This window comes from Paracoccus simplex, from assembly GCF_042648325.1.
In the GTDB taxonomy this organism is placed as follows: domain Bacteria; phylum Pseudomonadota; class Alphaproteobacteria; order Rhodobacterales; family Rhodobacteraceae; genus Paracoccus; species Paracoccus simplex.
Genome location: NZ_JBHRXE010000020.1, coordinates 1 through 25,992 on the forward strand (window position 1 = coordinate 1; position 25,992 = coordinate 25,992).

At 70.4% G+C, this 25,992-nt stretch carries 23 protein-coding genes and 1 pseudogene; 15 read left to right on the plus strand and 9 right to left on the minus strand.

Features of this window, described 5'->3' with window-relative positions:
• From ACFOMP_RS08920 to ACFOMP_RS08940, 5 genes and pseudogenes are all read left to right on the plus strand, one after another.
• A pseudogene (locus tag ACFOMP_RS08920) lies at window positions 1-837 on the plus strand (chromosome segregation protein SMC); the annotation flags it as partial.
• A gap of 42 nt (window positions 838-879) precedes the next feature.
• Window positions 880-1,335 carry a YbjN domain-containing protein gene (locus ACFOMP_RS08925; protein ID WP_019353315.1) on the plus strand — a complete coding sequence of 152 codons (456 nt, stop codon included), beginning with the start codon at window positions 880-882 and terminating at the stop codon, window positions 1,333-1,335.
• Window positions 1,336-1,344: 9 nt separating this feature from the next.
• Complete coding sequence (locus ACFOMP_RS08930) at window positions 1,345-1,785, plus strand: RidA family protein (protein WP_379029640.1); 441 nt, start codon at window positions 1,345-1,347, stop codon at window positions 1,783-1,785.
• Window positions 1,785-2,540: a glycerophosphodiester phosphodiesterase family protein gene (locus tag ACFOMP_RS08935; protein ID WP_379029885.1), complete on the plus strand. Its 756-nt coding sequence runs from the start codon at window positions 1,785-1,787 to the stop codon at window positions 2,538-2,540. The genes ACFOMP_RS08930 and ACFOMP_RS08935 overlap by 1 nt, the downstream gene beginning before the upstream one ends.
• Before the next feature lie 57 nt (window positions 2,541-2,597).
• Entirely contained in the window at window positions 2,598-3,740 is a 1,143-nt protein-coding gene (locus ACFOMP_RS08940; protein WP_379029643.1) for a GNAT family N-acetyltransferase, read from the plus strand.
• A gap of 29 nt (window positions 3,741-3,769) precedes the next feature.
• On the opposite strand, the gene ACFOMP_RS08945 is transcribed toward ACFOMP_RS08940, so the two are convergent.
• Window positions 3,770-4,582 (minus strand): TIGR02186 family protein, encoded by an 813-nt coding sequence (locus ACFOMP_RS08945; RefSeq protein WP_379029646.1) that lies wholly within the window; start codon window positions 4,580-4,582, stop codon window positions 3,770-3,772.
• 14 nt (window positions 4,583-4,596) lie between these two features.
• Window positions 4,597-5,520 carry a sulfite exporter TauE/SafE family protein gene (locus ACFOMP_RS08950; RefSeq protein ID WP_289894544.1) on the minus strand — a complete coding sequence of 308 codons (924 nt, stop codon included), beginning with the start codon at window positions 5,518-5,520 and terminating at the stop codon, window positions 4,597-4,599.
• 185 nt (window positions 5,521-5,705) lie between these two features.
• On the opposite strand from ACFOMP_RS08950, the gene surE reads away from it, so the two are divergent.
• Genes surE through ACFOMP_RS08965 form a run of 3 tightly spaced genes read left to right on the plus strand, consistent with a single transcriptional unit; the run spans window position 5,706 to window position 8,366 of the window.
• Window positions 5,706-6,500 (plus strand): 5'/3'-nucleotidase SurE, encoded by a 795-nt coding sequence (surE, locus tag ACFOMP_RS08955; RefSeq protein WP_289894543.1) that lies wholly within the window; start codon window positions 5,706-5,708, stop codon window positions 6,498-6,500.
• A gap of 8 nt (window positions 6,501-6,508) precedes the next feature.
• Complete coding sequence (locus ACFOMP_RS08960; RefSeq protein WP_199261933.1) at window positions 6,509-7,159, plus strand: protein-L-isoaspartate(D-aspartate) O-methyltransferase; 651 nt, start codon at window positions 6,509-6,511, stop codon at window positions 7,157-7,159.
• Between the two features lie 31 nt (window positions 7,160-7,190).
• The gene (locus ACFOMP_RS08965) at window positions 7,191-8,366 is read left to right on the plus strand and encodes a LysM peptidoglycan-binding domain-containing protein (RefSeq protein ID WP_379029650.1); all 1,176 of its coding nucleotides are present in this window, start codon (window positions 7,191-7,193) and stop codon (window positions 8,364-8,366) included.
• A gap of 105 nt (window positions 8,367-8,471) precedes the next feature.
• Here the strand turns inward: ACFOMP_RS08965 and ACFOMP_RS08970 are convergent, their stop codons facing one another.
• From ACFOMP_RS08970 to ACFOMP_RS09000, 7 genes are all read right to left on the minus strand, one after another.
• Window positions 8,472-9,230: a hypothetical protein gene (locus ACFOMP_RS08970; RefSeq protein ID WP_379029653.1), complete on the minus strand. Its 759-nt coding sequence runs from the start codon at window positions 9,228-9,230 to the stop codon at window positions 8,472-8,474.
• Window positions 9,231-9,256: 26 nt separating this feature from the next.
• Complete coding sequence (locus ACFOMP_RS08975; protein WP_379029656.1) at window positions 9,257-10,657, minus strand: TolC family outer membrane protein; 1,401 nt, start codon at window positions 10,655-10,657, stop codon at window positions 9,257-9,259.
• 23 nt (window positions 10,658-10,680) lie between these two features.
• On the minus strand, window positions 10,681-11,334 hold the full coding sequence (locus tag ACFOMP_RS08980) for a protein-L-isoaspartate O-methyltransferase family protein (RefSeq protein WP_289894539.1): 654 nt from the start codon (window positions 11,332-11,334) through the stop codon (window positions 10,681-10,683).
• Between the two features lie 163 nt (window positions 11,335-11,497).
• Window positions 11,498-12,541, minus strand: coding sequence for a selenide, water dikinase SelD (gene selD / locus ACFOMP_RS08985; protein WP_379029659.1), 1,044 nt, complete (start codon window positions 12,539-12,541; stop codon window positions 11,498-11,500).
• Complete coding sequence (locus ACFOMP_RS08990) at window positions 12,538-15,636, minus strand: efflux RND transporter permease subunit (protein ID WP_379029662.1); 3,099 nt, start codon at window positions 15,634-15,636, stop codon at window positions 12,538-12,540. The genes selD and ACFOMP_RS08990 overlap by 4 nt, the downstream gene beginning before the upstream one ends.
• Before the next feature lie 3 nt (window positions 15,637-15,639).
• Entirely contained in the window at window positions 15,640-16,821 is a 1,182-nt protein-coding gene (locus ACFOMP_RS08995) for an efflux RND transporter periplasmic adaptor subunit (RefSeq protein WP_379029665.1), read from the minus strand.
• A gap of 159 nt (window positions 16,822-16,980) precedes the next feature.
• Window positions 16,981-17,169, minus strand: coding sequence for a DUF1674 domain-containing protein (locus ACFOMP_RS09000; protein ID WP_289894535.1), 189 nt, complete (start codon window positions 17,167-17,169; stop codon window positions 16,981-16,983).
• A 96-nt stretch (window positions 17,170-17,265) separates the two neighbouring features.
• Here ACFOMP_RS09000 and ACFOMP_RS09005 point away from each other — a divergent pair, with 96 nt between their 5' ends.
• From ACFOMP_RS09005 to ACFOMP_RS09035, 7 genes are all read left to right on the plus strand, one after another.
• Window positions 17,266-18,495, plus strand: a complete 1,230-nt coding sequence (locus ACFOMP_RS09005; protein ID WP_379029888.1) for an RsmB/NOP family class I SAM-dependent RNA methyltransferase — start codon at window positions 17,266-17,268, stop codon at window positions 18,493-18,495.
• 30 nt (window positions 18,496-18,525) lie between these two features.
• On the plus strand, window positions 18,526-20,175 hold the full coding sequence (locus ACFOMP_RS09010; protein WP_379029668.1) for a heparinase II/III family protein: 1,650 nt from the start codon (window positions 18,526-18,528) through the stop codon (window positions 20,173-20,175).
• A 40-nt stretch (window positions 20,176-20,215) separates the two neighbouring features.
• The gene (gene purH / locus ACFOMP_RS09015) at window positions 20,216-21,805 is read left to right on the plus strand and encodes a bifunctional phosphoribosylaminoimidazolecarboxamide formyltransferase/IMP cyclohydrolase (protein WP_379029671.1); all 1,590 of its coding nucleotides are present in this window, start codon (window positions 20,216-20,218) and stop codon (window positions 21,803-21,805) included.
• Complete coding sequence (gene lspA, locus ACFOMP_RS09020; protein ID WP_354670353.1) at window positions 21,805-22,503, plus strand: signal peptidase II; 699 nt, start codon at window positions 21,805-21,807, stop codon at window positions 22,501-22,503. The genes purH and lspA overlap by 1 nt, the downstream gene beginning before the upstream one ends.
• A gap of 31 nt (window positions 22,504-22,534) precedes the next feature.
• Complete coding sequence (locus tag ACFOMP_RS09025) at window positions 22,535-23,098, plus strand: DUF3035 domain-containing protein (RefSeq protein ID WP_289894531.1); 564 nt, start codon at window positions 22,535-22,537, stop codon at window positions 23,096-23,098.
• A 104-nt stretch (window positions 23,099-23,202) separates the two neighbouring features.
• A complete protein-coding gene (locus ACFOMP_RS09030; RefSeq protein ID WP_379029675.1) occupies window positions 23,203-24,633 on the plus strand; it encodes a M16 family metallopeptidase in 1,431 nt (476 codons plus the stop codon).
• On the plus strand, window positions 24,630-25,958 hold the full coding sequence (locus ACFOMP_RS09035) for a M16 family metallopeptidase (RefSeq protein WP_379029678.1): 1,329 nt from the start codon (window positions 24,630-24,632) through the stop codon (window positions 25,956-25,958). Before ACFOMP_RS09030 ends, ACFOMP_RS09035 begins: the two co-directional genes overlap by 4 nt.
• Window positions 25,959-25,992: the final 34 nt, after the last annotated feature.

The following is a 25,992-nucleotide window of genomic DNA, read 5'->3' on the forward strand; positions in this document are numbered from 1 at the left end:
GCCGAGCGCGCCGCCTCCGACGCGCGCGAGACCCGCGCCGCCCGCGAGGCCCGCGGCGAAGCCGCCACCGAGGCCGAATCCGCGGCCCGCCTGCGCATCCACGAGGAGCTTGAGGCCACGCCCGAGGCGCTGCTGGAGGCGCTGGGCGAGGTCGAGGAGATCGCCGCCGAGGCGCTGGAGGAGCAGATCGCCCGGCTGCGCCACAGCCGCGACGCACTGGGGGCGGTCAACCTGCGCGCCGACGAGGACAAGCGCGAGCTGGAGACCGAGCGCGACCGGCTGGCCAGCGAAAAGGAAGACCTGACCGAGGCGATCCGCAAGCTGCGCCAGGGCATCGGCAGCCTGAACCGCGAGGGCCGCGAGCGGCTGCTGGCCGCCTTCGACACGGTGAACGCCAATTTCACCACGCTGTTCACGCATCTGTTCGGCGGCGGCGAGGCGCGGCTGGTGCTGGTCGAATCCGACGATCCGCTTGAGGCCGGGCTGGAGATCATGTGCCAGCCGCCGGGGAAAAAGCTCTCGACGCTCAGCCTGCTGTCGGGGGGCGAGCAGACGCTGACGGCGCTGGCGCTGATCTTCGCGGTCTTCCTGGCCAACCCGGCGCCGATCTGCGTGCTGGACGAGGTGGACGCGCCCCTGGACGACGCCAATGTCACCCGCTTCTGCGACCTGCTGGACGAGATGACCCGGCGCACCGACACCCGCTTCCTTGTGATCACCCACCATGCCGTCACCATGGCGCGCATGGATCGGCTGTTCGGCGTCACCATGGTCGAGCAGGGCGTGAGCCAATTGGTCAGCGTCGACCTGAAACGCGCGGAGGCTCTGGTGGCCTGACGCGCAAAGCGGTAATCAGCGCGCGATTCCGTGACGGAGAAGATGATGCGAACCCTGGTTCCCCTGGTATTGGCGGCGCTGATCCAGGCGCCCGCCGCGCAGGCGCAGGTCGTCGGCGACCCCGAGGTGATCCGCCTGATGATGATGGATTTCGGTTTGCCGGCCGAGCCCAGCACCGATGCCGCGGGCGATCCGCTGATCGACAGCCGCATCGACGGCACGCATTTCTCGGTCTATTTCTACCAATGCGAGAAGACCTGCGCCTCGATCCAGTTCTCGGCCGGCTTCGACCTGGACGCGCCGATGACCACCGAGCAGGTCAACCAGTGGAACCGCGACAAGCGCTTCGGCAAGGTCTATCTGGACGAGACCGGCGACCCCTTCGTCGAGATGGATATCGGGCTTGCCGGCGAGGGCATCGGACGCAAGAATTTCGAGGATGCGCTGGACACCTGGCGCATCGTGCTGAGCGATTTCCGCGAATTCATCGACTGGTAGGAGGATGCGATGACCATCGAGACGAAACTGGCAGAGCTGGGGATCACGCTGCCCGACGCGCCGGCGCCGGCGGCGAATTACGTGCCCTATGTGATCTCGGGCAACCTGCTGTTCGTTTCCGGCCAGATCAGCGCGCTGAAGGGCAAGCTGGGTGCCGATCTTGCCGTCGAGGACGGCGCCGAGGCGGCGCGCGGCTGCGGCCTGGCGCTGCTGGCGCAGGCGCGGGCGGCGCTGGGATCGCTCGACCGGGTGAAGCGGGTGGTGAAGCTGGGCGGTTTCGTGAACTCGACCGCCGAATTCACCGACCAGCCCGAGGTGGTCAACGGCTGTTCGAACCTGATGGTCGAGGTGTTCGGCGACAAGGGCCGCCATGCCCGCGCCGCCGTCTCGGCCCCGGCCCTGCCGCGCGGCGTCGCGGTCGAGATCGAGGCGGTGTTCGAGATCGAATGATGGCGCTGCATCCGGATTTCCTGCGCCTGCCCATCGCCCATCGCGGGCTGCACGGGCCGGGCGTGCCGGAAAACAGCATGGCGGCATTCCGCGCCGCCATCGCCGCCGGCTACGGCATCGAATGCGACATCCAGCGCGCCGCGGACGGCGCGGCGCTGGTGTTTCACGACGACGACCTGCCGCGCCTGACCGGGGCCGAGGGGCTGGTCAGCGCCCTGGGCATCGACGCGCTCTCGATGCTGCGCATCATGGGCACGGAGGAGCAGATCCCGACGCTCGCCGAACTCTTGGACGAGGTCGCGGGCCGGGTGCCGCTGCTGATCGAGATCAAGGACCAGAGCCTGCGTTCCTCGGCCGAGGTGGGCGACCTGCAGGACGGCGTGGCGCGGCTGCTTTCCGGCTATGACGGTCCGGTGGCGGTGATGTCCTTCAACCCGCACAGCGTCGCGGCCTTCCATGCTGCGGCGCCGGGGGTGACGGTGGGGCTGACCACCTGCGGCTATCAGGCCGGGGATTGGCCGATGCTGGACGAACCCGCCCGCGCGCATCTGGCGGCGATCGCGGATTTCGACCGCGTCGGCGCCGCCTTCGTCTCGCATGACCGCAAGGATCTGCGGAACCCGGCGGTGGCGGCGCTGAAGGCGCGCGGCGTGCCGGTGCTGTGCTGGACGGTGCGCTCGCCCGCCGAGGAGGTCGAGGCCCGGCGCGTGGCCGACAATATCACCTTCGAGCATTACCTGCCCGCGACGCCCTGACGCCCCGCTTGCCGCCGCCCGCTGACAAAGCCGGGCGGCGTGCCTATGTTTCGCTGCATGAGCGAACTGACCGTTTCCGTCCTGCCCGCGATTTCCGGCATCGACGCCGCCCTTTGGGACGGCTGCGGGGCCGGGGGCAATCCCTTCACCACGCATCGCTTCCTGTCGGCGCTGGAGGCCTCCGGCTCGGTCGGCGAGGGCACGGGCTGGCATCCCAGCCATCTGGTGGCGCGGCTGGACGGGCAGGTGGCGGGGGTCGCGCCCTGCTATCTCAAGACCCACAGCCAGGGCGAGTACATCTTCGACCATGCCTGGGCGCAGGCCTATGAGCGGGCGGGCGGGCGCTATTACCCCAAGCTGCAATGCGCGGTGCCCTTTACCCCGGCCAGCGGGCCGCGGCTGATCGCCGCCGAGCCGCAGGTGCAGGCGGCGCTGTTGCAGGCCATGGCGCAGGTGGCGCGGCAATCGGGCCTGTCGGGCGCCCATGTCACCTTCTGCACCGAGGCCGAGGCGCGGCTGGGCGAGGCGGCGGGCTTCCTGCCCCGCGCCAGCGAGCAGTTCCACTGGCTGAACCGCGGCTATGGCAGTTTCGAGGATTTCCTGGCCCAGTTGTCCGCGCGCAAACGCAAGGCGATCCGCAAGGAGCGCGAGCGCGCCCAGGCCTTTGGCGGTTCCATCCGCAGCCTGACCGGCGACCAGATCCGGCCCGCGCATTGGGACGCCTTCTGGACCTTCTACCAGGACACCGGCGGGCGCAAATGGGGCCGGCCCTACCTGACCCGCGCCTTCTTCGACATCCTGCACCAGACTATGCGCGACGATTGCCTGCTGGTCCTGGCCGAGCGCGACGGCCGCCCCGTCGCCGGGGCGCTGAACCTGATCGGCCGCGAGGCGCTTTACGGCCGCTATTGGGGCTGCACCGAAGACCACCCCTTCCTGCATTTCGAGCTGTGCTATCACCGCGCCATCGACTGGGCCATCGCCCAAGGCATCCCGCGCGTCGAGGCCGGCGCGCAGGGCGAACACAAGCTGGCCCGCGGCTACCTGCCCACCCAGACCCATTCGCTGCATTGGGTGCGCGACGAGGGCTTCCACCGGGCGATCACCGATTACCTGGAGCGCGAGCGCGCCGCGGTGGGCGAGGAACTGGCGCTGCTGGCCGAGATGGGGCCGTTCCGCCGCGGCGCGCTCTCGCCCTGAAGCGGCCCGGTCAGGGCCCGCGCCCGGTCTCAGGGCCGCTTGATCAGCCGGAAGGCGGCCGAGGAGCCCCAGCCGGCGGCCACGGCGATGGCCAGCGACATGATGCCGTAAAGAAAGGGCTGGTCCAGCGCCAGGCGATAGAGCCAGCGCTCCAGCCCGACCTTGCGCACCTCGATGGGGGCGCGGAAGCTGTCGATGATCTCGCCGTTCCGCATCAGGAAGATGCGGGTGCTGTAGAAGCCCTCGATCAGGTTGGCGGGTAGGCGCACATCGGCGCGGAACAGCGTCTGCTCGGCCAGCAGCACCGCGCCGTCATCCTGGCGGTAAAGCTCGGATTCCTGGCGCAGGCGCACGAAGGCCTCGGTATAGGGCACCACGTCGGCCACCTCGCTCTTGCCGGCAAAGGCGCGCATGGCCAGCGGGATCGAGATGCGGAAGCGCTGGTCCAGCTCGGGCTTCAGGATCTTGTCCAGCGGCCGGGTGGTGGCGACGACATAGAAAGTCGGGGCCGAGCCGATGCTGACCCGGCCGGTATTCACCCAGATGCCCAGCCGGCGTTCCTTGTGACGCACGGTGACGGCGCGGGCCGGGCCTTCGACCGCGACGATCACGTCCAGCGGCTCGCCCGGCGGGAACGGCTTCTCGCGCTTGATGGCGCCGTAGATGATGATCTCGGAACCGTCGAAGCTGGTGGTGATGTCCACGTCGTCGCGCGACAGGCCGGCGACGATCTGCTCGGCCGGCGGCGGGGTCGGCGTGTGCGGCGGCGGCGGGCGGGTTTGGGCCTCTGCCGGCAGGCCCGGCATCAGCAGGATCGGAAGCAGCAGGATGGGCAGCAACATCCACCGGCGCCGGGTCATTTCAGCACCCCCGGCGTGATCGAATAAAGGTCGTCGGGCCGCAGGAACAGGTCCAGCGCCAGCTTGCCGCAGACCGCCAGCACCAGCAGCGCCAGCAGAATGCGCAGCTGCTCGGCCCGCAGCCGCGCGCCCAGATGCGTGCCGATCTGCGCCCCGGTGACGCCGCCGACGATCAGCAGCACCGCCAGCATCACGTCCACCGTGTTCGACGAGACGGCATGCATCAGCGTGGTATAGGCCGACAGAAAGGTGATCTGGAACAGCGAGGTGCCGATGACCACCTTGGTCGGCATGCCGAGCAGGTAGATCATCGCCGGCACCATGATGAAGCCGCCGCCGACGCCCATGATCGCGCCCAGCACCCCCACCGCCGCCCCGACCAGCAGCACCGGGATGGCGCTGATGTAAAGCCCCGAGGCGCGGAACTTCATCTTCATCGGCCATTTGTGCACCCAGCCGTGCTGGTGGCGGCGCATCGGCTTGATCGGGCCGCTGCGGTGATGGCGGCGCAGCGCCCGCAGGCTCTCCTGCAGCATCATCGCGCCGATCAGACCCAGGAAGACGACATAGCAAAGCTGCACCACCAGATCGACCTGGCCCAGCCGCGACAGCAGGTTGAACAGCAGCACCCCCGCCGACGAGCCGACGAGGCCGCCGGCCAGCAGCACCCAGCCCATGCGGAAGTCGACGGTCTTGCGCTTGACATGCGCCAGCACGCCCGACACCGACGAGGCCACGACCTGGTTCGCGCCGGTGGCCACGGCGATGGCGGGCGGAATGCCGATGAAGAACAGCAGCGGCGTGATCAGGAAGCCGCCGCCGACGCCGAACAGGCCCGACATCAGGCCGACGATGCCGCCGAGCCCGACCAGGGTGAAACCATTGACCACCACCTCGGCGATCGGAAGATAGATCTGCATGTCCTGCCCGGCCTTCTGCCTGATCCGATCCTGCCCCGGCCGGCGCCGCGCGTCAAACGCTGCGATGCCGCCTCCAGCGGGTTGTCGCAGGGCCGTGGCGCGGATAAGCATTGTGTCACGGGCGGATAACCGGCGATGATGCGGGCGGCATGGGGCCGCCGGCCTCGGGCCGCACAGGGACGAACATGCGCATTCTGATCACCAATGACGACGGCATCAACGCGCCGGGCCTCGAAACGCTCGAGGCGATCGCGGCCGAGGTCGCGGGCCCGGAGGGCGAGGTCTGGACCGTCGCCCCGGCCTTCGAGCAATCGGGCGTCGCGCATTGCATCAGCTACGTCCACCCGACGCTGATCGCCGAGCTGGGGCCGCGCCGCTTCGCCGCCGAGGGCACGCCGGCCGATTGCGTGCTGGCCGCCATCGCCGACGTGATGCGGGACAATCCGCCCGACCTGGTGCTGTCGGGCGTGAACCGCGGCAACAATTCGGGCGAGAACGTGATGTATTCCGGCACCGTCGGCGGCGCCATGGAGGCGGCGCTGCAGGGCCTGCCGGCCATCGCCCTGTCGCAATACATGGGCAGCCGCACCGCCGTGCTGGACGATCCGTTCCAGGCGGCGCGCGCGCATGGACCGCGGCTAATCCGGCAGTTGCTGGAATATGGCGACTGGACCTCGGACGAGGATTTCCGGCTGTTCTACAACCTGAACTTCCCGCCCTGCGACGCCGGTTCGGTCAAGGGCACGCGCGTCGCCCCCCAGGGCCGCCGCCAGGGCGTGCGCTTCGAGGTCGAGCCCTATCACGCGCCGAACGGCCGGCGGTTCCTGTGGGTGCTGGGCGGCTCGCAGACGGCGCAGGCCACGCCAGAGAGTGACGTGGACGCGAATATGCGCGACTATATCTCGCTGACGCCGATGCGGCCGGACCTGACCTGTCACAAGACCCTGGCCGAACTGCGCGGCGTGCTGGAGGAGGGCTGAACCTGGGCATGAGCGACGATCCCGAGACTGCCGAACGCAAGATGCGCTTCCTGTTCGCGCTGCGGCAGCGCGGGGTCACCGATCCGCGCGTGCTCGAGGCGATGGAGCGCATCGACCGCGGCGAATTCGTCCGCGGCCATTTCGAGGACCGCGCCTATGACGACACGCCGCTGCCCATTCCCTGCGGCCAGACCATCAGCCAGCCCTCGGTCGTGGGGCTGATGACCCAGGCGCTGGAGGTCGGGCCGCGCGACAAGGTGCTGGAGATCGGCACCGGCTCGGGCTACCAGGCGGCGATCCTGTCGCTGCTCTGCCGGCGGGTCTATACCATCGACCGCCACCGCCGGCTGGTGGCCGAGGCCGAGGCGCTGTTTCGCGACCTGGGCCTGACCAACATCACCGCCCTGGTCGCCGACGGCTCGCGCGGGCTGCCCGAACAGGCGCCCTTCGATCGCATCATGGTGACGGCGGCGGCCGAGGATCCGCCGGGCCCGCTCTTGGCGCAGCTGAAGATCGGCGGTATCATGGTGGTGCCGGTCGGGCAGTCGGACGCAGTGCAGACGCTGATCCGCGTGCGGCGCGGCGAAAACGGCTATGATTACGACGAATTGCGGCAGGTGCGCTTCGTGCCGCTGGTCGAGGGGTTGGGACAGACATGACCCCCGGCCGTCCAGAGTGAGGAACGGGCAGATGATCAAGATCAGGCAGTTGGCCTTGACCGCCGGCGCTGCGGCGATTCTGGCGTCCTGCGGACCGCAGGGCGGCCTCGATTTCAGCAATTTCGACCCCGACCTGCGCGGCTGGGGCGGCGGCGGGCTGGACACGGCCGGGGCGGCGGCGCGCGCCGCACCGCGCCCGGTGCCGGACCAGCGCGGCGTCATCTCCTATCCCGGCTACCAGGTCGCCATCGCCCGGCAGGGCGATACGGTCGCCACCATCGCCGCCCGGCTGGGCCTGAATGCCGGCGAGCTGGCAAGCTACAACGCCATCAACGCCAACACCGTGCTGAATCCCGGCGCGGTCGTCGCCCTGCCGCGCCGGGTGGCGGCCGGTGCCCCGGCCGGGACGGCGCCCATCACCTCCTCGACCGGACAGGTCAGCGATCCCTTCGCCGGCCAGGGCATCAAGCAGCCGAACCTGCCGCCGGCCGCTGGCGCTGCCGGTGCGGTGACGGCCAAGACCCTGCCGGCCGCGAGCCAGCCCCGGCAGCATGTCGTCGCCGCCGGCGAGACCGCCTGGTCCATCGCCCGCAAGTACAATATCTCGGTCAACGACCTGGCGCAGTGGAACGGGCTGTCTTCCGGCATGACCCTGCGCACCGGCCAGAGGCTGCTGATCCCCGTCGCCGGCCAGACACGCTCGGCGACCGCCGTCGTCACCGCGCCCGGCGCCGGCAGCCCGACGCCACGCCCGCCCTCCTCGGCCGAGCCGCTGCCGAAGGAGCAGACGAAGCCGGCCAGCAGCCCGGTGGACAAGCCCGCCAGCCCGGACCTGGGCAAGACCCGCACCGCCGCCTCGGGCAACGGCCGGTTCCGGATGCCGGCCAGCGGCGCCATCATCCGCACCTATCAGAAGGGCAAGAACGACGGCATCGACATCTCGGCCGCCGCCGGCAGCCCGGTCGCCGCGGCCGGCTCGGGCACCGTTGCCGCGATCACCCGCGACACGGACGGGGTGCCGATCATCGTCGTGCGGCACGACGGCAACCTGATGACGGTCTATGCCGGCCTTGAGAATGTGGCGGTCAGCAAGGGCCAGTCGGTCAGCGCCGGCACGGCCCTGGGCAAGGTGCGCAGCCAGGGCGTGGTGCATTTCGAGGTCCGCAACGGTTTCGACAGCGTCGATCCCGAGAAATACCTGAACTGACGCCCGGCCCGGCCGGTGGCGGCCTTGCGCGGGCCGTTCCGCCGCAGGCCGGCAGGCCGCAGGGGCCGCAATCCTTGCCGTCGGAGGGTGTGGAGGCGGTCGCCGTCAGTCCTGTTCGCACATCTGCCGCAGCGCCAGCTCGATCTCGTGGCGGATCATCTGCTGCAGGTTGCGGCTCAGGCGGGTGCCGATCTCGCCCTGAAGTTCCTGGCGGATGGCTTCGCGGATCATGCCGCGCAGATGCGTGCCCTTCTGGGCACCTTTTTCCTGCGGGGCGAACAGATGCGGCTCGGTCTCGCGGCTGAGGGCCTCGGCGGCGGCATGGGCCTCGGCCAGGGGATTGATCGGGGTCACGGAAGCATTCGCATGCAGCATGGTTTCCTCCATTTGCGCGTTCGTGGGGGCGGGCTCTTGCAGGAAGGGCCCGAAGGGCTGGATCTGGATCGGCGCAAGATCGGCGCCGGGGTCGGGGTCGGGAGTGGTGCCGCCAGGTTGGGCCGGGGCCGAATCGGCCTGGCCGTCCAGCGGCATGATCAGCCAGTCGCCGAACGGGTGCGGCGCCGGCTCTGCCGGGACCGCGGGCGCGGGCGGCGCAAGTGCCTCGGGATGCGGGCCGGCTTGCACCGGCGCATCGACGAGATCGCTGCTGTCAAGGATCAGAGGGGTGTTCTGCGGCGGCGCCCGGCGTGCCGTCAGCACCGGTTCGATCCGCGGCGATTCCCGCACCGGCAGCGCGTTCAGCGCCTGGTCGGGGATGCGGCAGCCGCCGTCATCCTGCGCGATCAGCCGGCGGATCGAGGCCAGCACATCGCCGACATTCTCCGTGGGCGGAGGGGGCGGATGGCGCATCATGTCATGCTGCATGACGCGCCCCCGGGTTCGGGGCGGGGTCAGTCCCTCCCGATCGCGCGCAACACGCGGTCGAGGCTTTCGCCCTGCCTGCTGGTATAGGGTGCGTCCTGCACCGCATTGTAATAGGCCGATGGGTCATAGGTCGGTATCCCCAGTTTCAGGTTTTCCACCGTCAACAAACCCATAGCAGCCAGAAGTTGATAATGTGCTAACTGCAGATTGGCCTCTGCAGAGATTTTGTCGGCCCGCGCCTCCAGCAGCGATTGTTCGGCATCAAGCACGTCCAGCGTGGTGCGCGCGCCCAGCGTCGCTTCCTCGCGCACGCCTTCGTAGGCCTGCTGCGCGGCGACGATCTGCTCGTCGATGGCGCGGATCTGGGCCCGGGCCACGTCGATTCCCGCCCAGGCCTTGCCGACCGCCTCGTCGACCTGGCGCGACACGTCCAGAAGCCCGGCGCGGGCCTGATCGCGCTGCGCCATGGCCTTGCGATGCGCGGCGGGCAGCCGGCCGCCGGAATAGATCGTCTGCGACAGGCTCAGCGACAGGCCGCTGCTGTCCACCGTTTGCGCGTCGCCGGAAACAGAATTGACCGAAAGCTCGCGCGAACGGCCGATGCTGGCCTGGCCGGTCAGGGTCGGATTGCGCTCGGCCGCGGCGGCGGCGACGCCCAGTTCGGCCGCGGCGGCCAGGCGTTGCGCCCTGTGGATGGCCGGATGGCTGCGCTGGCCGATCTGCCGCGCGGCCTCGAGCGAGGCGGGCAGCTTGGGCGTCGCCGGCGGCGGCGACAGCGTGCCGGGCGCCTGGCCGGTGGCGGCGCGATAGGTCTCGCGCGCCACTTCCAGATTGCCCTGGGCGGCGGCCAGGCTGGCGCGGGCGGCTGCCAGGGCGGCATCGGCCTGCGACACGTCGGTCTGGGTGATCTCGCCGACCTCGAAACGATCCGAGGCGGCCTGCTGCTCCTGCCCGATCACCCGCACGGAATTGGCCTGCAGATCGACCTGTTCGGTGGCGCTGCGCACTTCCAGATAGGCCTGGACCGCGGTCAGCAGCACGTCCTGTTCGACCCCGACCAGGGCGGCGCGGGTGGCCAGCACGGTTTCCTTGGCGGCGTCGATGGCGATGGCGTTGCGGCCCCAGTCGTAAAGCGTGATCTGCGCCTGCAGCCCGATGCTGGTCGAGCGGCCGATGCGGTCTTCGATCTTCTGGAAACTGTGTTCGGCCACCCATTGGATCACCGGGCGCAGCTGGGCCAGCGCCGTCGCCGCATCCTCGTCCGCGGCGCGCAGCACGGCGCGGTTCTGGTCGAGCAGCGCCGAATGGCGATAGGCGGCCACCATGGCATCGGCCAGCGTCTCGGCCCCGGCCGGAAGGGCCGTCGCACCCGCGAGCAGCGCCGCGATCAGCGGTCGCCGCAGTGTTCTCAGCGTATTGCGAAACATCCCTTGGCCTTTCCTGTCGGAATTCACAAGACGAAGCCCCTTTGCCGCGCGAATCCCGGCAGCACCGGGGCAGCGGCATTGAAGGCGAAGCGCCAGTTGACCCGCCCGTCCAGCTTGTGGCCCAGACGCACGGTGCCGAGATTGTCCTCGCGGAACAGGGCGACGATGCGGCCGCCCTCGCGCAGCTGGTCGATCAGGGCCTGCGGCACTTCCTCGACGGCGCCCTCGATCAGGATGGCGTCATAGGGGGCCTGGCCGGGGCAGCCCTCGGCCAGCGCGGCCTTGACCACGGCGACGCTGAAGACGTCCTGCGCCGCCAGCCGGCTCTCGGCCTCGGCGGCCATGCCGGCATCCTCCTCGACCGCGACCACCGCTTCGGCGATGCGGGCGATGACAGCGGCCGTGTAGCCGTAGCCGCAGCCCACATCCAGCACCAGGTCGCCGCCCTGCAGGTTCAGCACGTCCAGCATCTTGCCCAGCGTCCGCGGCTCAAGCAGCACGCGGCCGGGCGCGATGGCGACGTTGTTGCCCACATAAGCGACGTCGCGGCGGGCATCGGGGACGAACTGCTCGCGCGGGACGGACAGCATCGCCTCGATCACGGGATAGCTGGTCACTTCGTTCGGACGGACCTGAGTGTCGACCATCATGGTGCGTCGCTGCGCGAAATCGGTCATTCTGCGAACCCTGCTCTCGGTTGGCTACGGGAACCTCTTGCCATGAAAATCCGGAGTGAGCAACGGCGCCCGACGCCATGGACGCGAGGATGTGGCCGCAGGCCGCAGAAGGGGACGGGCCGCGCCGGGCCGGGCGGCCAAGCGCCGGAACCCGGCCGGGCGGTCATTCGACCGAGATCCCCGCTGCTCCGGCTTCCGCCCGGCCGATGACGGCGGCCAGGGGGAAGCCGGCGGCGCGGATCAGGTCCAGCACCTCGGCCGCCGCCTCGGGCGCGCAGGCGACCAGAAGCCCGCCCGAGGTCTGCGGGTCGGTCAGCAGCGCCCGCCGCCAGTCGGGCAGGCCGACAGGCAGCGCCACCTCGGCACCGTAGGCGGCCCAGTTGCGGGTCGAGGCGCCGGTGGCAAAGCCGGCCTCGGCCAGCTCGGCCGCGCGCGACAAGAGCGGCAGGTCCGCCAGCCGCAGCCGCAGCCGCAGCCCGGCGCCCCGGGCGATCTCCAGGCCGTGGCCAAGGATGCCGAAGCCGGTGACGTCGGTCAGGGCATGAACATCGGCCCGCTTGGCCAGATCGACGCCGACCTTGTTCAGCGTGGTGGCCGAGGCGACCATCTCGTCGATGCCGGCCTGGTCCAGCGCGCCCTTCTTGATGGCGGCGGAATAGATGCCGACGCCCAGACCCTTGGTCAGGATCAGCGCGTCGCCCGGCCGCGCATCGGCGTTGCGGCGCAGTTCGGACGGGTGGCAAAGGCCGATCACCGCCAGGCCGTAGATCGGCTCGGGCGCGTCGATGGAATGGCCGCCGGCGACGGGAATGCCGGCCTGATGGCAGATCTCGCGCCCGCCCTCGAGGATCTCGCGGATCTGCGCCGGGGCGAGCTTGTCGATGGGCATGCCCAGGATCGCCAGCGCCATGATCGGCCGGCCGCCCATGGCGTAGATGTCGGAAATCGCATTGGTCGCGGCGATGCGGCCGAAGGCGCGCGGATCGTCCACCATCGGCATGAAGAAATCGGTGGTGGCGATGACGCAGGTGTTCGCGTCCACCTGGTAGACGGCGGCGTCGTCCGAGGTCTCGGTCCCGACCAGAAGCTGCGGGAACGCCGCCGCCAGCGGCTCGCCCGCCAGCAATTCGCGCAGCACCGAGGGCGCCAGCTTGCAGCCGCAGCCGCCGCCATGCGCCAGCGAGGTCAGTCTGGGGTGGTCATTCATCTTCGCGCCCTTCCATCGGTCAGTCGGCGCACGGTAACGTAGAAGGCCGGCACCATGAAGATGCCAAGGAAGGTCGCGGCGATCATGCCGCCCATCACCCCGATGCCGATGGAATTCTGCGCCCCGGCCCCGGCCCCGGTGGCGATGGCCAGGGGCAGCACGCCCAGGATGAAGGCCAGCGAGGTCATCAGGATCGGCCGCAGCCGCAGCCGGGCGGCAAGGGTCGCGGCCTCGACCGTCGCCCGTCCGGACTGTTCCAGGTCGCGGGCGAATTCCACGATCAGGATGGCGTTCTTGGCGGCCAGGCCGATGGTGGTCAGGATGCCGACCTTGAAATAGACGTCATTGGCCTGGCCGAAGGTCAGCGCCGCCGCCACCGCGCCCAGCACCCCCACCGGCACCGCCAGCATGACCGAGAAAGGGATCGACCAGCTTTCGTAAAGCGCGGCCAGCGACAGGAACACCACCAGCGCCGACAGCGCGAAAAGCCAGGGCGCCTGGTTGCCCGACTGCCGCTCCTGATAGGACAGCCCGGTCCAGGCGGTGCCGTAGCCGCCCGGCAGCTGCGCCACCAGCTCCTCCATCGCCGTCATCGCCTCGCCCGAGCTGGCATTCTCGCCGGGCTGGCCCTCGATCTGGATGGCGTCGATGCCGTCCATGCGCGACAGGCTGGGCTCCACCGGCTCCCAGCGGGTGGTCATGAAGGCGTTGAACGGCACCATTTCGCCATCGGAATTGCGCGCATACCAGCTGTCGACATCCTCGGGCTGCATGCGATTGGCGGCGGCGGCCTGCACGACCACCGGGCGCAGCTGCGCGCCCAGGGCGAAGTCGTTCACCTCGGTCCCGGCGAAGATCGTCGACAGCATGGCGTTCACGCCGGACAGGCTGACGCCCAGGCTTTCCGCCTTCTGCTGGTCGATGTCGATCTTCAGCGCCGCCTCGTCCTCGGATCCGCCGCTTTCCACGTTTTGCAGCCGGGCGTCCTGCGCGGCGGCGCGTTCCAGCGCATCGGCGGCCTCGGTCAGCGCCTCGACCCCGCCGCCGGTCTGGTCGAGCAGATACATGCTGAAGCCTGCCGAATTGCCCAGCCGCGGGATGGCGGGCGGCTGCATGAAGGTGATCCGCCCCGCCCGGTGGCCCTGGAAACGCGCATTGGCGCGCGAGGCGACGGCACTGGCCGAAAGCCGCGGGTCCTGGCGCTGGTCGAAATCGCGCAGTTTCACGAAGACCATGGCCCGGCTTTGCGAATTGCCCGAAAAGCCGAAGCCCATGGCGACGAAGACCGATTCGACCGCGTCCTTTTCCTCGGTCAGCATGTAGTCCTCGATCTCCTGCACCACGGCGGCGGTCTGCTGCGCGGTCGAGCCCTCGGTCAGCGAGATGCGCGATTGCAGCACGCCCTGGTCCTCGCTGGGAATGAAGGTGGTGTGCATGCGCCCGAACAGTTCGGTGGCGCCGAAGCCGATCGCCGCCAGCAGCAGCATGACCAGCAGCGGCCGGCGCAGGGTCCGCCGCACGCTGGCGGAATAGCCCCCGGTCAGGCGCTCGAACCCGGCATTGAACCAGCGGGCGGGGGCAAAGCGCACCGGGCCGTGGCTTTGGCGCAGCAGGCTGGCGCACATCGCCGGGGTCAGGATCAGCGCCACCAGCAGCGACAGCACCATGGCGGTGATGATGGTGACCGAGAACTGCCGGTAGATCACCCCGGTCGAACCGGGCATGAAGCCCATCGGCACGAAGACCGCCGACAGCACCAGCGCGATGCCGATCAGCGCGCCGCTGATCTGGCCCATGCTCTTTTCCGTCGCCCCGACCGGGTCGAGCCCTTCCTCTGCCATGATGCGCTCGACGTTCTCGACCACGACGATGGCGTCGTCGACCAGCAGGCCGATGGCCAGGACCATGGCGAACATGGTCAGGGTGTTCACCGAATATCCCAGCGCCGCCAGCATGGCGAAGGTGCCCAGCAGCACCACGGGAATGGCGATGATCGGGATCAGCGTCGCGCGCCAGTTCTGCAGGAACAGCAGGATCACCAGGAAGACCAGGGCGATGGCCTCGATCAGCGTGTGATAGACCTTCTCGATCGACAGCTCGACGAAGGGCGCGGTGTCATAGGCGATATGCACCTCGACGCCCTCGGGCAGGGCGTTCTTCAGCCCGTCCAGGGTCTCGCGCACGGCATTCGCGGTCTCGACCGCATTGGCGCCGGTGGCCAGGTTCACCGCGAAGCCCGAGGCGTTCATGCCGTTGAAGCGCGAATCGCGGCCATAGCGGGTCTGGCCGATCTCGACCTCGGCCACGTCGCCCAGCCGCACCGCGGCCCCGTCCTCGCCGGTCTTCAGCAGGATGTTGCGGAAGTCGTCCACCGAGGTCAGCTGGCTCTGCGCGGTGATGGTGGCGGTGAACTGCTGGCCCTGCACCACCGGCTGCTCGCCCAGGCTGCCGACCGAGACGGTGCTGTTCTGCTGCGCCACGGCGGTGGTGATGTCGGTGGGGGTCAGCTGGAACTGCGCCAGCCGCAGCGGGTCCATCCAGACCCGCATCGCATAGCCCGAGCCGAAGACATTGACCCCGCCGACGCCCTCGGTGCGCTTGACCGGGCCTTCCACCACCTGTTCCAGCAGGTTGCCCAGCTCGATGGTGGAATGCTGCCCGGTGGTCGAGACCAGCGAGCCCACCATCAGGATCGAGGACGAGGTGCGCGTGACCGAAACCCCGTCGTTCTGCACCGGGCTCGGCAGCCGGCTCTCGACCGAGCGGACCTTGGACTGCACCTCGTTCAGCGCATCGACCGGATCGGCGCTGTCGTCGAAGGTCAGCTCGATCGAGCTGCGCCCGGTCGCAGAGAAGGAGACGGTGTAGAGCAGCCCGTCGAGCCCGGTCAGCGCATCCTCGATCGGTGTGGTGACCGAATTCTGCACCGCCCGCGCCGTCGCCCCGGAATAGCTGGCGGTGATGCGGATCGTGGTGGGGGCGATGTCGGGATATTGCGACACCGGCAACCCGATCAGCGACCAGCCGCCGATCAGCATGGTCACGATGGCCAGCACCCAGGCGAAGACCGGGCGGTGAATGAAGAATTGCGCCATGGATCAGCCCTGTCCGCCGGCCGGGATCTCGCGCACAACGCCCTCGGCGTCGATGGCGACGGGAACGGCGGTGACCTCGGCGCCGGCGCGCAGGTCCTGCAGCCCGTCCAGGATCAGCTGCTCGCCCGGGCTGATGCCCTGGGTGACGATCCAGCTGTTGCGATAGCTGCCCTGTTCGCTCAGCGTGACCTGCTGGGCCTTGCCCTCGCGCGCCACGAAGGCGGTCAGTGTGCCGTCCGAGGCCCGCCGGGTGGCGCGCTGCGGCACCAGCACCGCCCGGGTGGTGCCCATGGTCAGCTCGACGCGCAGGAACTGGCCGGGCAGGATCATCCGGTCGGGATTGTCGAATTGCAGCCGGATCGGCACCGTGCCGGTGGTCGGCGACACGAAGATGCCGGGGCTGACGATGCGGCCGCTGCCGCGATATTCCTCGCCGGTTTCCAGGATCAGCCGGGCCTGCATCTCGCCATTGGTGACCAGCATCCCGGCATTGACGCGTTCGCGGTTGCGCAGCATCCGGGCGCTGGATTCGGACACGTCGACATAGATCGGGTCCAGCTGGGTGATGGTGGTCAGCACCTCGGACTGGCTGGCGGTGACCAGATCGCCGACCGAGATCGCGGCCACGTCCGGCACCCCGTCGATGGGGCTGGTGATCTCGGTGCGCTGCAGCGACAGCCGCGCCGCATCCCGCGCGGCCTCCGCGGATTTCAGGTCGGCCTCGGCCTGTTTCAAGGCCACCTCGGCATTGGCACGGTCCACGGCCGAGACGCCCGAGCCCTCCAGCCGCCGGTAGCGGGTGACGGTGTTCTGCGCCTGGGTCAGGCTGGCCTCGGCCCCGGCCACGGCGGCCTCGGCGGCGGCCAGCGCCGCGGCCAGCGTCTCGGGGTCCAGCCGGAACAGCACATCGCCGGCCTTGACCGGCCGGCCGGGATCATAGGGGATCTCCAGCACCTCGCCGCCGACCTGCGGCCGGATGCCGGTCTGCTGATAGGCGATGGCGCGGCCGGGCAGGGTGACGGCATAGGGCACGTCCTCCTCGGCGGTGGTCATCACCCCGACCTCGGTCGGGCCCGGGGCGCCGCGGCCCCCGGGCCGGCCCTGCGCCGCGGCCTGCCCCCAGGGCTGCGCCGCCAGAAGCAGCGCCAGCGCCGCGCATCTCAAAATCCCCTGCCCGGAGGTCATCTGCCGTCCCTTGCGGTTTGGTGGTTGCCCGCATTGTTTAGGCGCCAAACCCCAATGGCAAGTAAACGAGACCGGCTCCGGCGATCACGGATTCGCCAGCAGGCCCGGTCTTCACCGTTTTCCAAATACCCGCACGACCGCGCGCCCGGGCGCGGCGGCTCAGAAATCGACGCAGATGCCCTTCTTCTCGTAATCGCCGTAACGCACCGGCTCGGGCCCGTCGCGGCCGCCCAGCTCGACCGGCAGGTCCAGCGGCTGCGCCTTGCGGCGGCGCTCCTCGGCCTCGGCCAGCGCGCGCTGCGCGGCGGGCGGCAGATCGGCGGGCGGCAGATCCTTGCGGTCGGTCATGGCGGTTTCCCCTGCTTCGCGCTAGACCGGACCAATCTAGGCAAGGGGCAGGCTTTGGACAAGGCACGCGGCAAAACGGTCAAGCACGGCGCACGCATGGGCGCCCTGCGCCTGCTGGGCGCGGTGGACGAGGGCGCGACCCTGGACGAGGCCGCCGCACTGACCGAGCGGCTGCCGCCGCCCGACCGCGCCCGCGCCCGGCGCCTGGCGCTCGAGGTGCTGCGGCGCGAGGACCGCTGCGACCTGCTGCTGGCGCCGATGCTGGCCCGCCGGCCGCGCCCCGAGATCATGCGCATCCTGCGCCTCGCCACCGTCGAGATGCTGGCTTTGGCCGAGGCGCCGCATGGCGCGGTCAATGCCGCCGTGGCGCTGGCCCGGGCCTCGGGGCAAAAGGGCCAGGCCGCTGCCGGCATGGTGAACGCGGTGCTGCGCAAGGTGGCCGGCGCGGCCGAGCCCTGGGCGCGGCTTTCGCCGCAGAAGCTGCCGGCCTGGCTGCGCGGCCCCGTGGTCGCCGCCTGGGGCGAGGCGGTGGCCGCCGCCATCGAGGCCGCGCACGAGGCCGGCGCGCCGCTCGATCTGACGCCGAAGGGTGCGGATTGCCCCGGCGAGGCGCTGCCCACCGGCTCGTACCGGCTGCCGGCCGGCACCCAGGTCTCGGCCCTGCCGGGCTATGAGGCGGGCGACTGGTGGGTGCAGGACGCCGCCGCGGCGCTGGCGGCGCGGCTGCTCGACCCGCGTCCGGGCGAGCGCATCGCCGATCTTTGCGCGGCGCCGGGCGGCAAGACGCTGCAGCTCGCCGCCGCCGGGGCCGAGGTCACGGCGCTGGACATTTCCCAGCCGCGCCTGGCCCGGGTGGCCGAGAACCTTTCCCGCTGCCGGCTTTCGGCCCGGCTGGTCGCCGCGGATGCGCTGGACTGGCGGCCCGACCAGCCGCTGGACGCGGTGCTGCTGGATGCGCCCTGCTCGGCCACCGGCACCATCCGCCGCCATCCGGAACTGCCGCGCATCCGCGACGGCGCCGGGCTGACCGAGCTGACCGGATTGCAGGCCCGGCTGCTCGACCATGCGCTTACGCTGCTGAAGCCCGGCGGCCGGCTGGTTTATGCCACCTGCTCGCTGCTGCCGGCCGAGGGCGAGGAGCAGCTGGCCGCGGCGCTGGCCCGCCATCCCGACCTGACCGTCGAGCCGCCGCAGGCCCCGGGCATCGAGCCCGGCTGGATCACCGCGCAGGGCGGGCTGCGGCTGCGCCCGGACCTGTGGCCCGAACGCGGCGGTATGGACGGGTTCTTCATCGCGCGCTTGCGGAAAACCGCCGGGCGGACCTAAGGTTGCGCGTCCTAAGTCAATGCGTTGTCCATGACCGATAGCACCGTCGCCCCCCGGGGATTCCTGCGCCGCCCCGAACCCAAGGCCATCGGCCATCCCGGTCGCGGCGAGCAGATCGTCGACGGCGCGCTGCATCTGGGCGGCATCGCGCTGTCGGGCGATTTCTTCGCCGCCGACCTGCCGCCCACGGTGGCGGCCGAGCTGCACGGCTTCGGCTGGCTCGACGACCTGGCCGCCGTCGGCACGCCACGGGCCCGCGCCATCGCCCAGGACCACGTCCTGCGCTGGCTGCGCCGCCACCGCCAGCCAGTCGCCGGGGCGCTGGAATGGGCGCCCGAGGTCACCGGGCGGCGGGTGCTGCGCTGGATCTTCCATGCCGGGATGATCCTGCCCGGCCTCGACCGCGACGGGGCCGGGCCGTATTTCCACGCCCTCGACCAGCACCTGAACCACCTGCGCGACAGCTGGTATGACAGCGAGGACGGGCTGTGCCGGCTCGAGGCGCTGGCCGGGCTGGCCATCGGCGCCATGTCGCTGCGCGACCGCCAGGCCGTGGCCGCCCCGGCGCTGATCGCGCTGGCCGAAGAAGCCGACGCCATGGGCCTCGACACCCTGTCCGAGGCCCGCTCGCCCGAGACGCTGCTGGAGGCGATGGCGCTGCTGGTCTGGGCGCAGGAGGTCGCGCAGGAGGCCGGTCAGGATTCGCCGCCCGAACTGCCCGCCATGATCGCCGGCATCGCGCCGATCCTGCGCGCCCTGCGCCATGCCGACGGGGCGCTGCCCTGCTTTCACGGCGGCGGGCGCGGCGCGGCGGGGCGGCTCGACCGCTGCCTGCGCGCCGCCGAGGGCGCGGCGCTGCCGGCGCATGGCCTCGCCATGGGTTTCGCCCGCATGGCCCGGGCCCGCACCACGCTGATCCTCGATGCCGCCCCGCCGCCCGGCGGCCCGGCGGCGGGGCGCGCCCATGCCTCGACCCTGGCCTTCGAGCTGACGGTGGCGCGCCAGCCGCTGATCGTGAATTGCGGCCCCGGCGACGGTTTCGGCCCGCTCTGGGCCAAGGCCAGCCGCGCCACGCCCTGCCATTCGGCGCTGTGCCTGGCCGGCCTCTCGTCCTCGCGGCTGAACCCGAACCGGCAGGAGGGCGAGCCCGACATCCTGACCGAGCGGCCGGATCTGGTCTGGGCCGGCGATTGCGATGCCTTGGGCAACCTGACCGCCCCGGATTGCGGCCCGATGCATTCCCCGCAACCGGCGCATCTGCTGGCCGGCCATGACGGCTGGCTGGCCAGCCACGGGCTGACCCACCTGCGCGAATTGTGGCTCGACCCCGACGGCATGGGTCTGCGCGGCGAGGATTCGCTGGCGGCGCTGGATGCCAGCGCCCAGGCGCGGCTGGATCAGGTCCGCCCGGCTGAGGGGCTGGCCTTCGACATCCGCTTCCACCTGCATCCCGAAGTCCAGGCCCGCCAGCAGGGGCAGGAGATCCGGCTGACCCTGCCCACCGGCGATGAATGGCTCTTTGCCCATGACGGTGTGGGCCAGCTGCGGCTCGAGGCGTCCTGCCTGCTCGACCGGGCGCTGGCCGAGCCGCGCCCGTCGCGCCAGATGGTGATTTCCGCCCATCTGCAGGGCCGGGCCATCCAGATCGGCTGGACCTTGGCGCGTTCCGGGGGTAGGTGACGGGCCAAATCCGCCATCCACAGCACGGGGCCACCGACCGATGACCGACCGCATTCCGCTGAAGCGCGCGCTGATTTCCGTTTCCGACAAGACCGGCCTGCTGGATTTCGCGCGGGCGCTGGCGGCGCGGGGCGTCGAGATCCTGTCCACCGGCGGCACCGCCAAGGCGCTGCGCGAGGCCGGGCTGACGGTGGTGGACGTGGCCGATGTGACCGGTTTTCCCGAGATGATGGACGGCCGGGTCAAGACGCTGCATCCGGTGGTGCATGGCGGCCTGCTGGCGCTGCGCGGCAACGAAGAGCACATGGCGGCCGCGAAATCGCACAAGATCGGCATGATCGACCTGCTGGTGGTGAACCTCTACCCGTTCGAGGCGACGGTGGCCAAGGGCGCCGCCTATGACGATTGCATCGAGAACATCGACATCGGCGGCCCGGCGATGATCCGCGCCGCCTCCAAGAACCACGCCTTCGTGACGGTGGTGGTGGACGTTCAGGATTATGCCGCCGTGCTGGCGGAGCTCGACGCCAATGACGACACCACGACCTATGCCTTCCGCCAGCGCCAGGCGCAGATCGCCTATGCCCGGACGGCGGCCTATGACGCCGCGGTCTCGACCTGGATGGCGCAGGCCATCGGCGCGGAAACCCCGCGCCGCCGCAGCTTCTCGGGCCAGCTGGCGCAGAGCCTGCGCTATGGCGAGAACCCGCACCAGTCCGCCGCCTTTTACAAGGACGGCTCGGACCGGCCGGGCGTCGCCACGGCGCAGCAGTGGCAGGGCAAGGAGCTTAGCTACAACAACATCAACGACACCGACGCCGCCTTCGAGCTGGTGGCCGAGTTCGACCCGGCCCAAGGCCCGGCGGTGGCGATCATCAAGCACGCCAATCCCTGCGGCGTGGCCCGCGGCGACAGCGCCGTCGATGCCTATCGCCGCGCCTTCGACTGCGACCGCACCTCGGCCTTCGGCGGCATCATCGCGCTGAACACCACCCTCGACGGCGAGACGGCGCAGGCGATCACCGAGATCTTTACCGAGGTGGTCATCGCCCCCGAGGCCACCGACGAGGCGAAGCAGATCTTCGCCGCCAAGAAGAACCTGCGGCTGCTGACCACCGGCGGGCTGCCCGATCCCCAGGCGGCGGGCCTGGCCTTCCGCCAGGTCGCCGGCGGCTTCCTGGTGCAGGGCCGCGACAACGGCCGGGTGCTGCGCGCCGACCTGAAGGTGGTGACCAAGCGCCAGCCGACCGATCAGGAACTGGACGACCTGCTGTTCGCCTGGACCGTGGCCAAGCATGTGAAGTCGAACGCCATCGTCTATGCCCGCGACCTGGCCACCGTCGGCATCGGCGCCGGCCAGATGAGCCGCATCGATTCGACCCGCATCGGCAAGCGCAAGTCCGAGGACATGGCCGAGGCGCTGGGCCTGGCCCAGGCGCTGACCATCGGCTCCTCGGTGGCCTCGGATGCCTTCTTCCCCTTCGCCGACGGGGTCGAGGCGCTGGCGGCGGCGGGCGCGCGGGCGGTGATCCAGCCCGGCGGCTCGATGCGCGACGACGAGGTGATCGCGGCCGCCGACCGTCTGGGCCTGGCCATGGTCTTCACCGGCCAACGGCATTTCCGGCACTGATGGCCGAGACCGCGACCCCCAAGCCGCGGAAAAGCCCGGCGACCCCCCGGCGGCGCGCGAAGAAGCCGCCGCCGCCGCGCGTCTGGCGCAAGGTGGCGCTGACCGCGGCGCTGGTCTTCCTGCTGGACCAGGCGCTGAAATACCTGGTCGTGCACGTCATGCAGCTGGACCGCGTGCACGAGATCGACCTGCTCGATCCCTGGCTGAACCTGCGCATGGCCTGGAACCAGGGCATGAATTTCGGCCTGTTCGCCAGCGACGTGGACGTGATGCGCTGGGTGCTGATCGGCATCGCCCTGGCGGTCTGCCTGTGGGTCGGGATCTGGATCGGCCGCGCGAAGCTTACGCGCCTTGCGCAGGTCTCGGCCGGGCTGCTGATCGGCGGCGCGCTGGGCAATGTGGTGGACCGGCTGGTCTATGGCGCGGTGGCGGATTTCCTGAACATGTCGCTGCCCGGCTGGCGCAACCCCTACAGCTTCAACGTGGCCGACATCGCCATTTTCCTGGGCGCGCTGGGGCTGGTGCTGCTGCCGCCGGAACGCAAGCCCGCGCCGAAGAAGCGCCGGGCCCCGGCGAAGCCGCGGACGCCGAAGCCGGGCCCGGCGGCCGGCGAGCCGCCCGCCGCCGCCGGCGGCGAGACGCAGGCAGAGCTGGCCTTGGACGACAAGACCCGTGACGGCGCCGGGAATTCACGCTAGAACGGCGCCAGAAGAACGTGAGGGACGGAAGATGCGGGCGATCGCGCTGATGATGACCATGCTGGGCCTGGCCGCCTGCAGCACCGATCCGCATCTGATGAACCTCGATTCCGGCCGGTCCAGTCCCGACGAATTCGCGATCCTGCCAACCAAGCCCTTGCAGATGCCGGCGGACCTGAATGCGCTGCCCGCGCCCACGCCGGGCGGCAGCAACATCACCGATCCCACGCCGCAGGCCGATGCCGTGGCGGCGCTGGGCGGCAATCCCGGCCAGCTTTCCGCGCAGGGCGTCGGCGCGGCGGATGGCGCGCTGATCGCCTATGCCTCGCGCCTGGGCCGCGACGCGGCGATCCGCCAGACCACCGCGCAGGAGGATGTCGAATGGCGCAGCCGCCACTCGCGCCGCCTGCTCGAGGTGCTGGCGCGCACCAATGTCTATTATCGCGCCTATGACGCGATGACGCTGGACAGCTGGGCCGAGCTGGAGCGCTGGCGCCCCACCGGCGTGCGGCTGCCCGCCGCGCCGCCCCGCAATCGGGGCGAGGCGGCGACGGTGCGGCCGGCCGATCAGGCGCCGATCATGCGGGGCGACTGAGCGCAGGCGCCGATCCCGATCACGCTTAGATGACGGGTGGCGGTCTTGCGCGGCCGGGCGGCGCAAGGCAGGGTCTTGGCGCGACCCGGAACCGGAGCCTGCCCATGACCATCCTCTCTCGTCTGACGCCGCTTGCGCTGGCGCTGGCCGCGACCCCCGCGCTGGCCGAAATGCCCAAGGGGATCAGCCATTTCACCCTGGAAAACGGCCTCGAGGCCGTGGTGATCGAGGATCACCGCGCCCCGGTGGTCGTGCAGATGCTGTGGTACAGGATCGGCTCGGCCGACGAGCAGCCCGGCAAGTCCGGCATCGCGCATTACCTGGAACACCTGATGTTCAAGGGCACCGACAAGCTGGGCCCGGGGGAACTGTCCAAGACCGTGACCGCCAATGGCGGCATGGACAACGCCTTTACCAGCTACGATTACACCACCTATTTCCAGCGCATCGCCGCCGACCGGCTGCCGCTGGTCATGGAGATGGAAGCCGACCGCATGGCCAATCTGCGGATCGGCGAGGATGATTGGCAGGCCGAGCGGCAGGTGGTGCTGGCGGAACGCTCGCAGCGCACCGACAGCGATCCCGGCGCGCAATTCTCGGAAGAACGCAGCGCGGTGCAGTTCTACAACCACCCTTACGGCCGCCCGGTGATCGGCTGGCGTCAGGAAATGGAAGGGCTGACCCGCGACGACGCCATCGCCTGGTATGACGCGCATTACGCCCCGAATGACGCCGTGCTGGTCATCGCCGGCGACGTGACGGCCGAGCAGGTCCGGGAACTGGCCGAGACATATTACGGCCCGGTGCCGCCCAAGCCCGACGCCACCCGCAAGCCGCGCCCGCAGGAACCGATCCAGCGCTCGCCCCGGCGGATGGAACGGGTGGACCCGCGCGTCGCCCAGCCGGTGATGATCCGCACCGTGATCGCCCCCGAGCGCAACCGCGGCGAGCAGCAGACCGCCGCCGCGCTGACCGTGCTGGCGGAGCTGCTGGCGGGTTCCAGCCAGACCTCGGTCCTGGCCCGCGATCTGGTGCTGACCGGCAAGGCGCTTTACGTCAACGCCTCCTATGACGGGTTCTCGGTCGATCCGACCACCTTCGGCCTTTCGATGGTGCCGGCGCCCGGCACCAGCAACGAGGCTGCCGAGGCGGCGCTGGACGCGGCGCTGGCGCAATTCCTGGTTGACGGCCCCGACCCGGCGCAGTTGGAACGGGTCAAGACCCGGATCCGCGCCGCCCGCGTCTATGCCCAGGATTCGGCGCATGGCCGCGCCTATGACTATGGCCAGGGCCTGGCCACCGGCCTGACCATCGAGGACGTGAACGACTGGCCCGACATCCTGGCCGCCGTCACGCCCGAGGACATCCGCGCCGCCGCCAGGCTGGTGCTGGAAAACCCGGCCCCGGTCACCGGCTGGCTGCTGCCGCCGCCGGATGCGCCGGCCGAAACCGGAGCCGAAACCGGGGCCGACACGGCCGCCGCCGTCCCGCAACCCGTCCCTGCCGAAGCCGCCAAACCGGGGGAAGTCGAATGATCCGCGCCCTTGCCACCCTTGTCTTCGTTGCGCTGGCCGCGCTGCCGGCCACCCTTCAGCCGGCCCGCGCCATCGAGATCCAGCAGATCACCTCGCCCGGCGGCATCAAGGCCTGGCTGGTCGAGGATCACTCGATCCCCTTCACCGCGCTGTCGCTGATGTTCAAGGGCGGCGCCAGCCTCGACGCGCCCGGCAAGCGCGGGCAGATGAGCCTGATGACGGCGCTGCTGGAGGAAGGTTCTGCCGACATGGGCTCGGTCGCCTATGCCGAGGCGGTCGAAGGGCTGGGGGCGCAGAACCGCTTCGATGTCGGCGACGACGCGCTGACCGTGAACGCCCGCATGCTGACCGAGAATCGCGACCAGGCGGCCGAGCTGCTGCGCCAGGCGCTGGCCGAGCCGCGCTTCGACCCCGACGCGGTCGAGCGGGTGCGGGCGCAGCTTCAGGCGGTGATCCGCTCCGAGGCCACCGATCCGAACGCCATCGCCAGCAAGGAGCTGGCGCGGCAGGCCTGGGGCGCGCATCCCTATGCCAGCTCGATCAACGGCACGCTGGAAACGGTGGCGGCGCTGACCCGCGAGGATCTGGTCGCGGCCAAGGACCGGGTGCTGGCCCGCGACCGCGTGGTGGTGGCGGCGGCCGGCGACATCACCGCCGAGGATCTGGGCAAGCTGATCGACAAGGTGCTGGGCGGGCTGCCGGCCGAAGGCTCGGCCCCGCTGCCGGACAAGGCCGCGCTGCAGCTGACCGGCGGGGTGACGGTGATCGACTGGGACAGCCCGCAGACCGTGGTCAGCTTCGCCCAGCCCGGCCTGCCGATGTCCGACCCGGATTATTTCGCCGCCTTCGTCGCCGACCATATCCTTGGCGGCGGCGGCTTCTCGTCGCGGCTGATGGACGAGATCCGTGAAAAGCGCGGCCTGACCTATGGTGTCGGCACCGGCCTGTCGAACGGGCTTTACGGCGAGACCTGGCAGGGCGGCATGGCCAGCGCCAATGACAAGGTGGCCGAGGCCGTGGGTCTGATCCGCAGCGAATGGGACCGTTTCGCCCAGGGCGGGGTGACGGAAAAGGAACTGGCCGATGCCAAGACCTACCTGACCGGGGAATATCCGCTGCGCTTCGACGGCAACGGCAAGATTGCCGGCATCCTGGCCGGGATGCAGCTGATCGGCCTACCGGCGGATTACGTGAATACCCGCAACGGCAAGATCGAGGCGGTGACCGCCGCGGACGTGCAGCGCGTCGCGCAGCGCCTGCTGCATGCCGACCAGATCCGCTTCGTGCTGGTCGGCCGGCCCGAGGGCATCGACGCCACCAACTGACGAATCCTTTCCCGCCGCGCCGGGAAATGCTAGA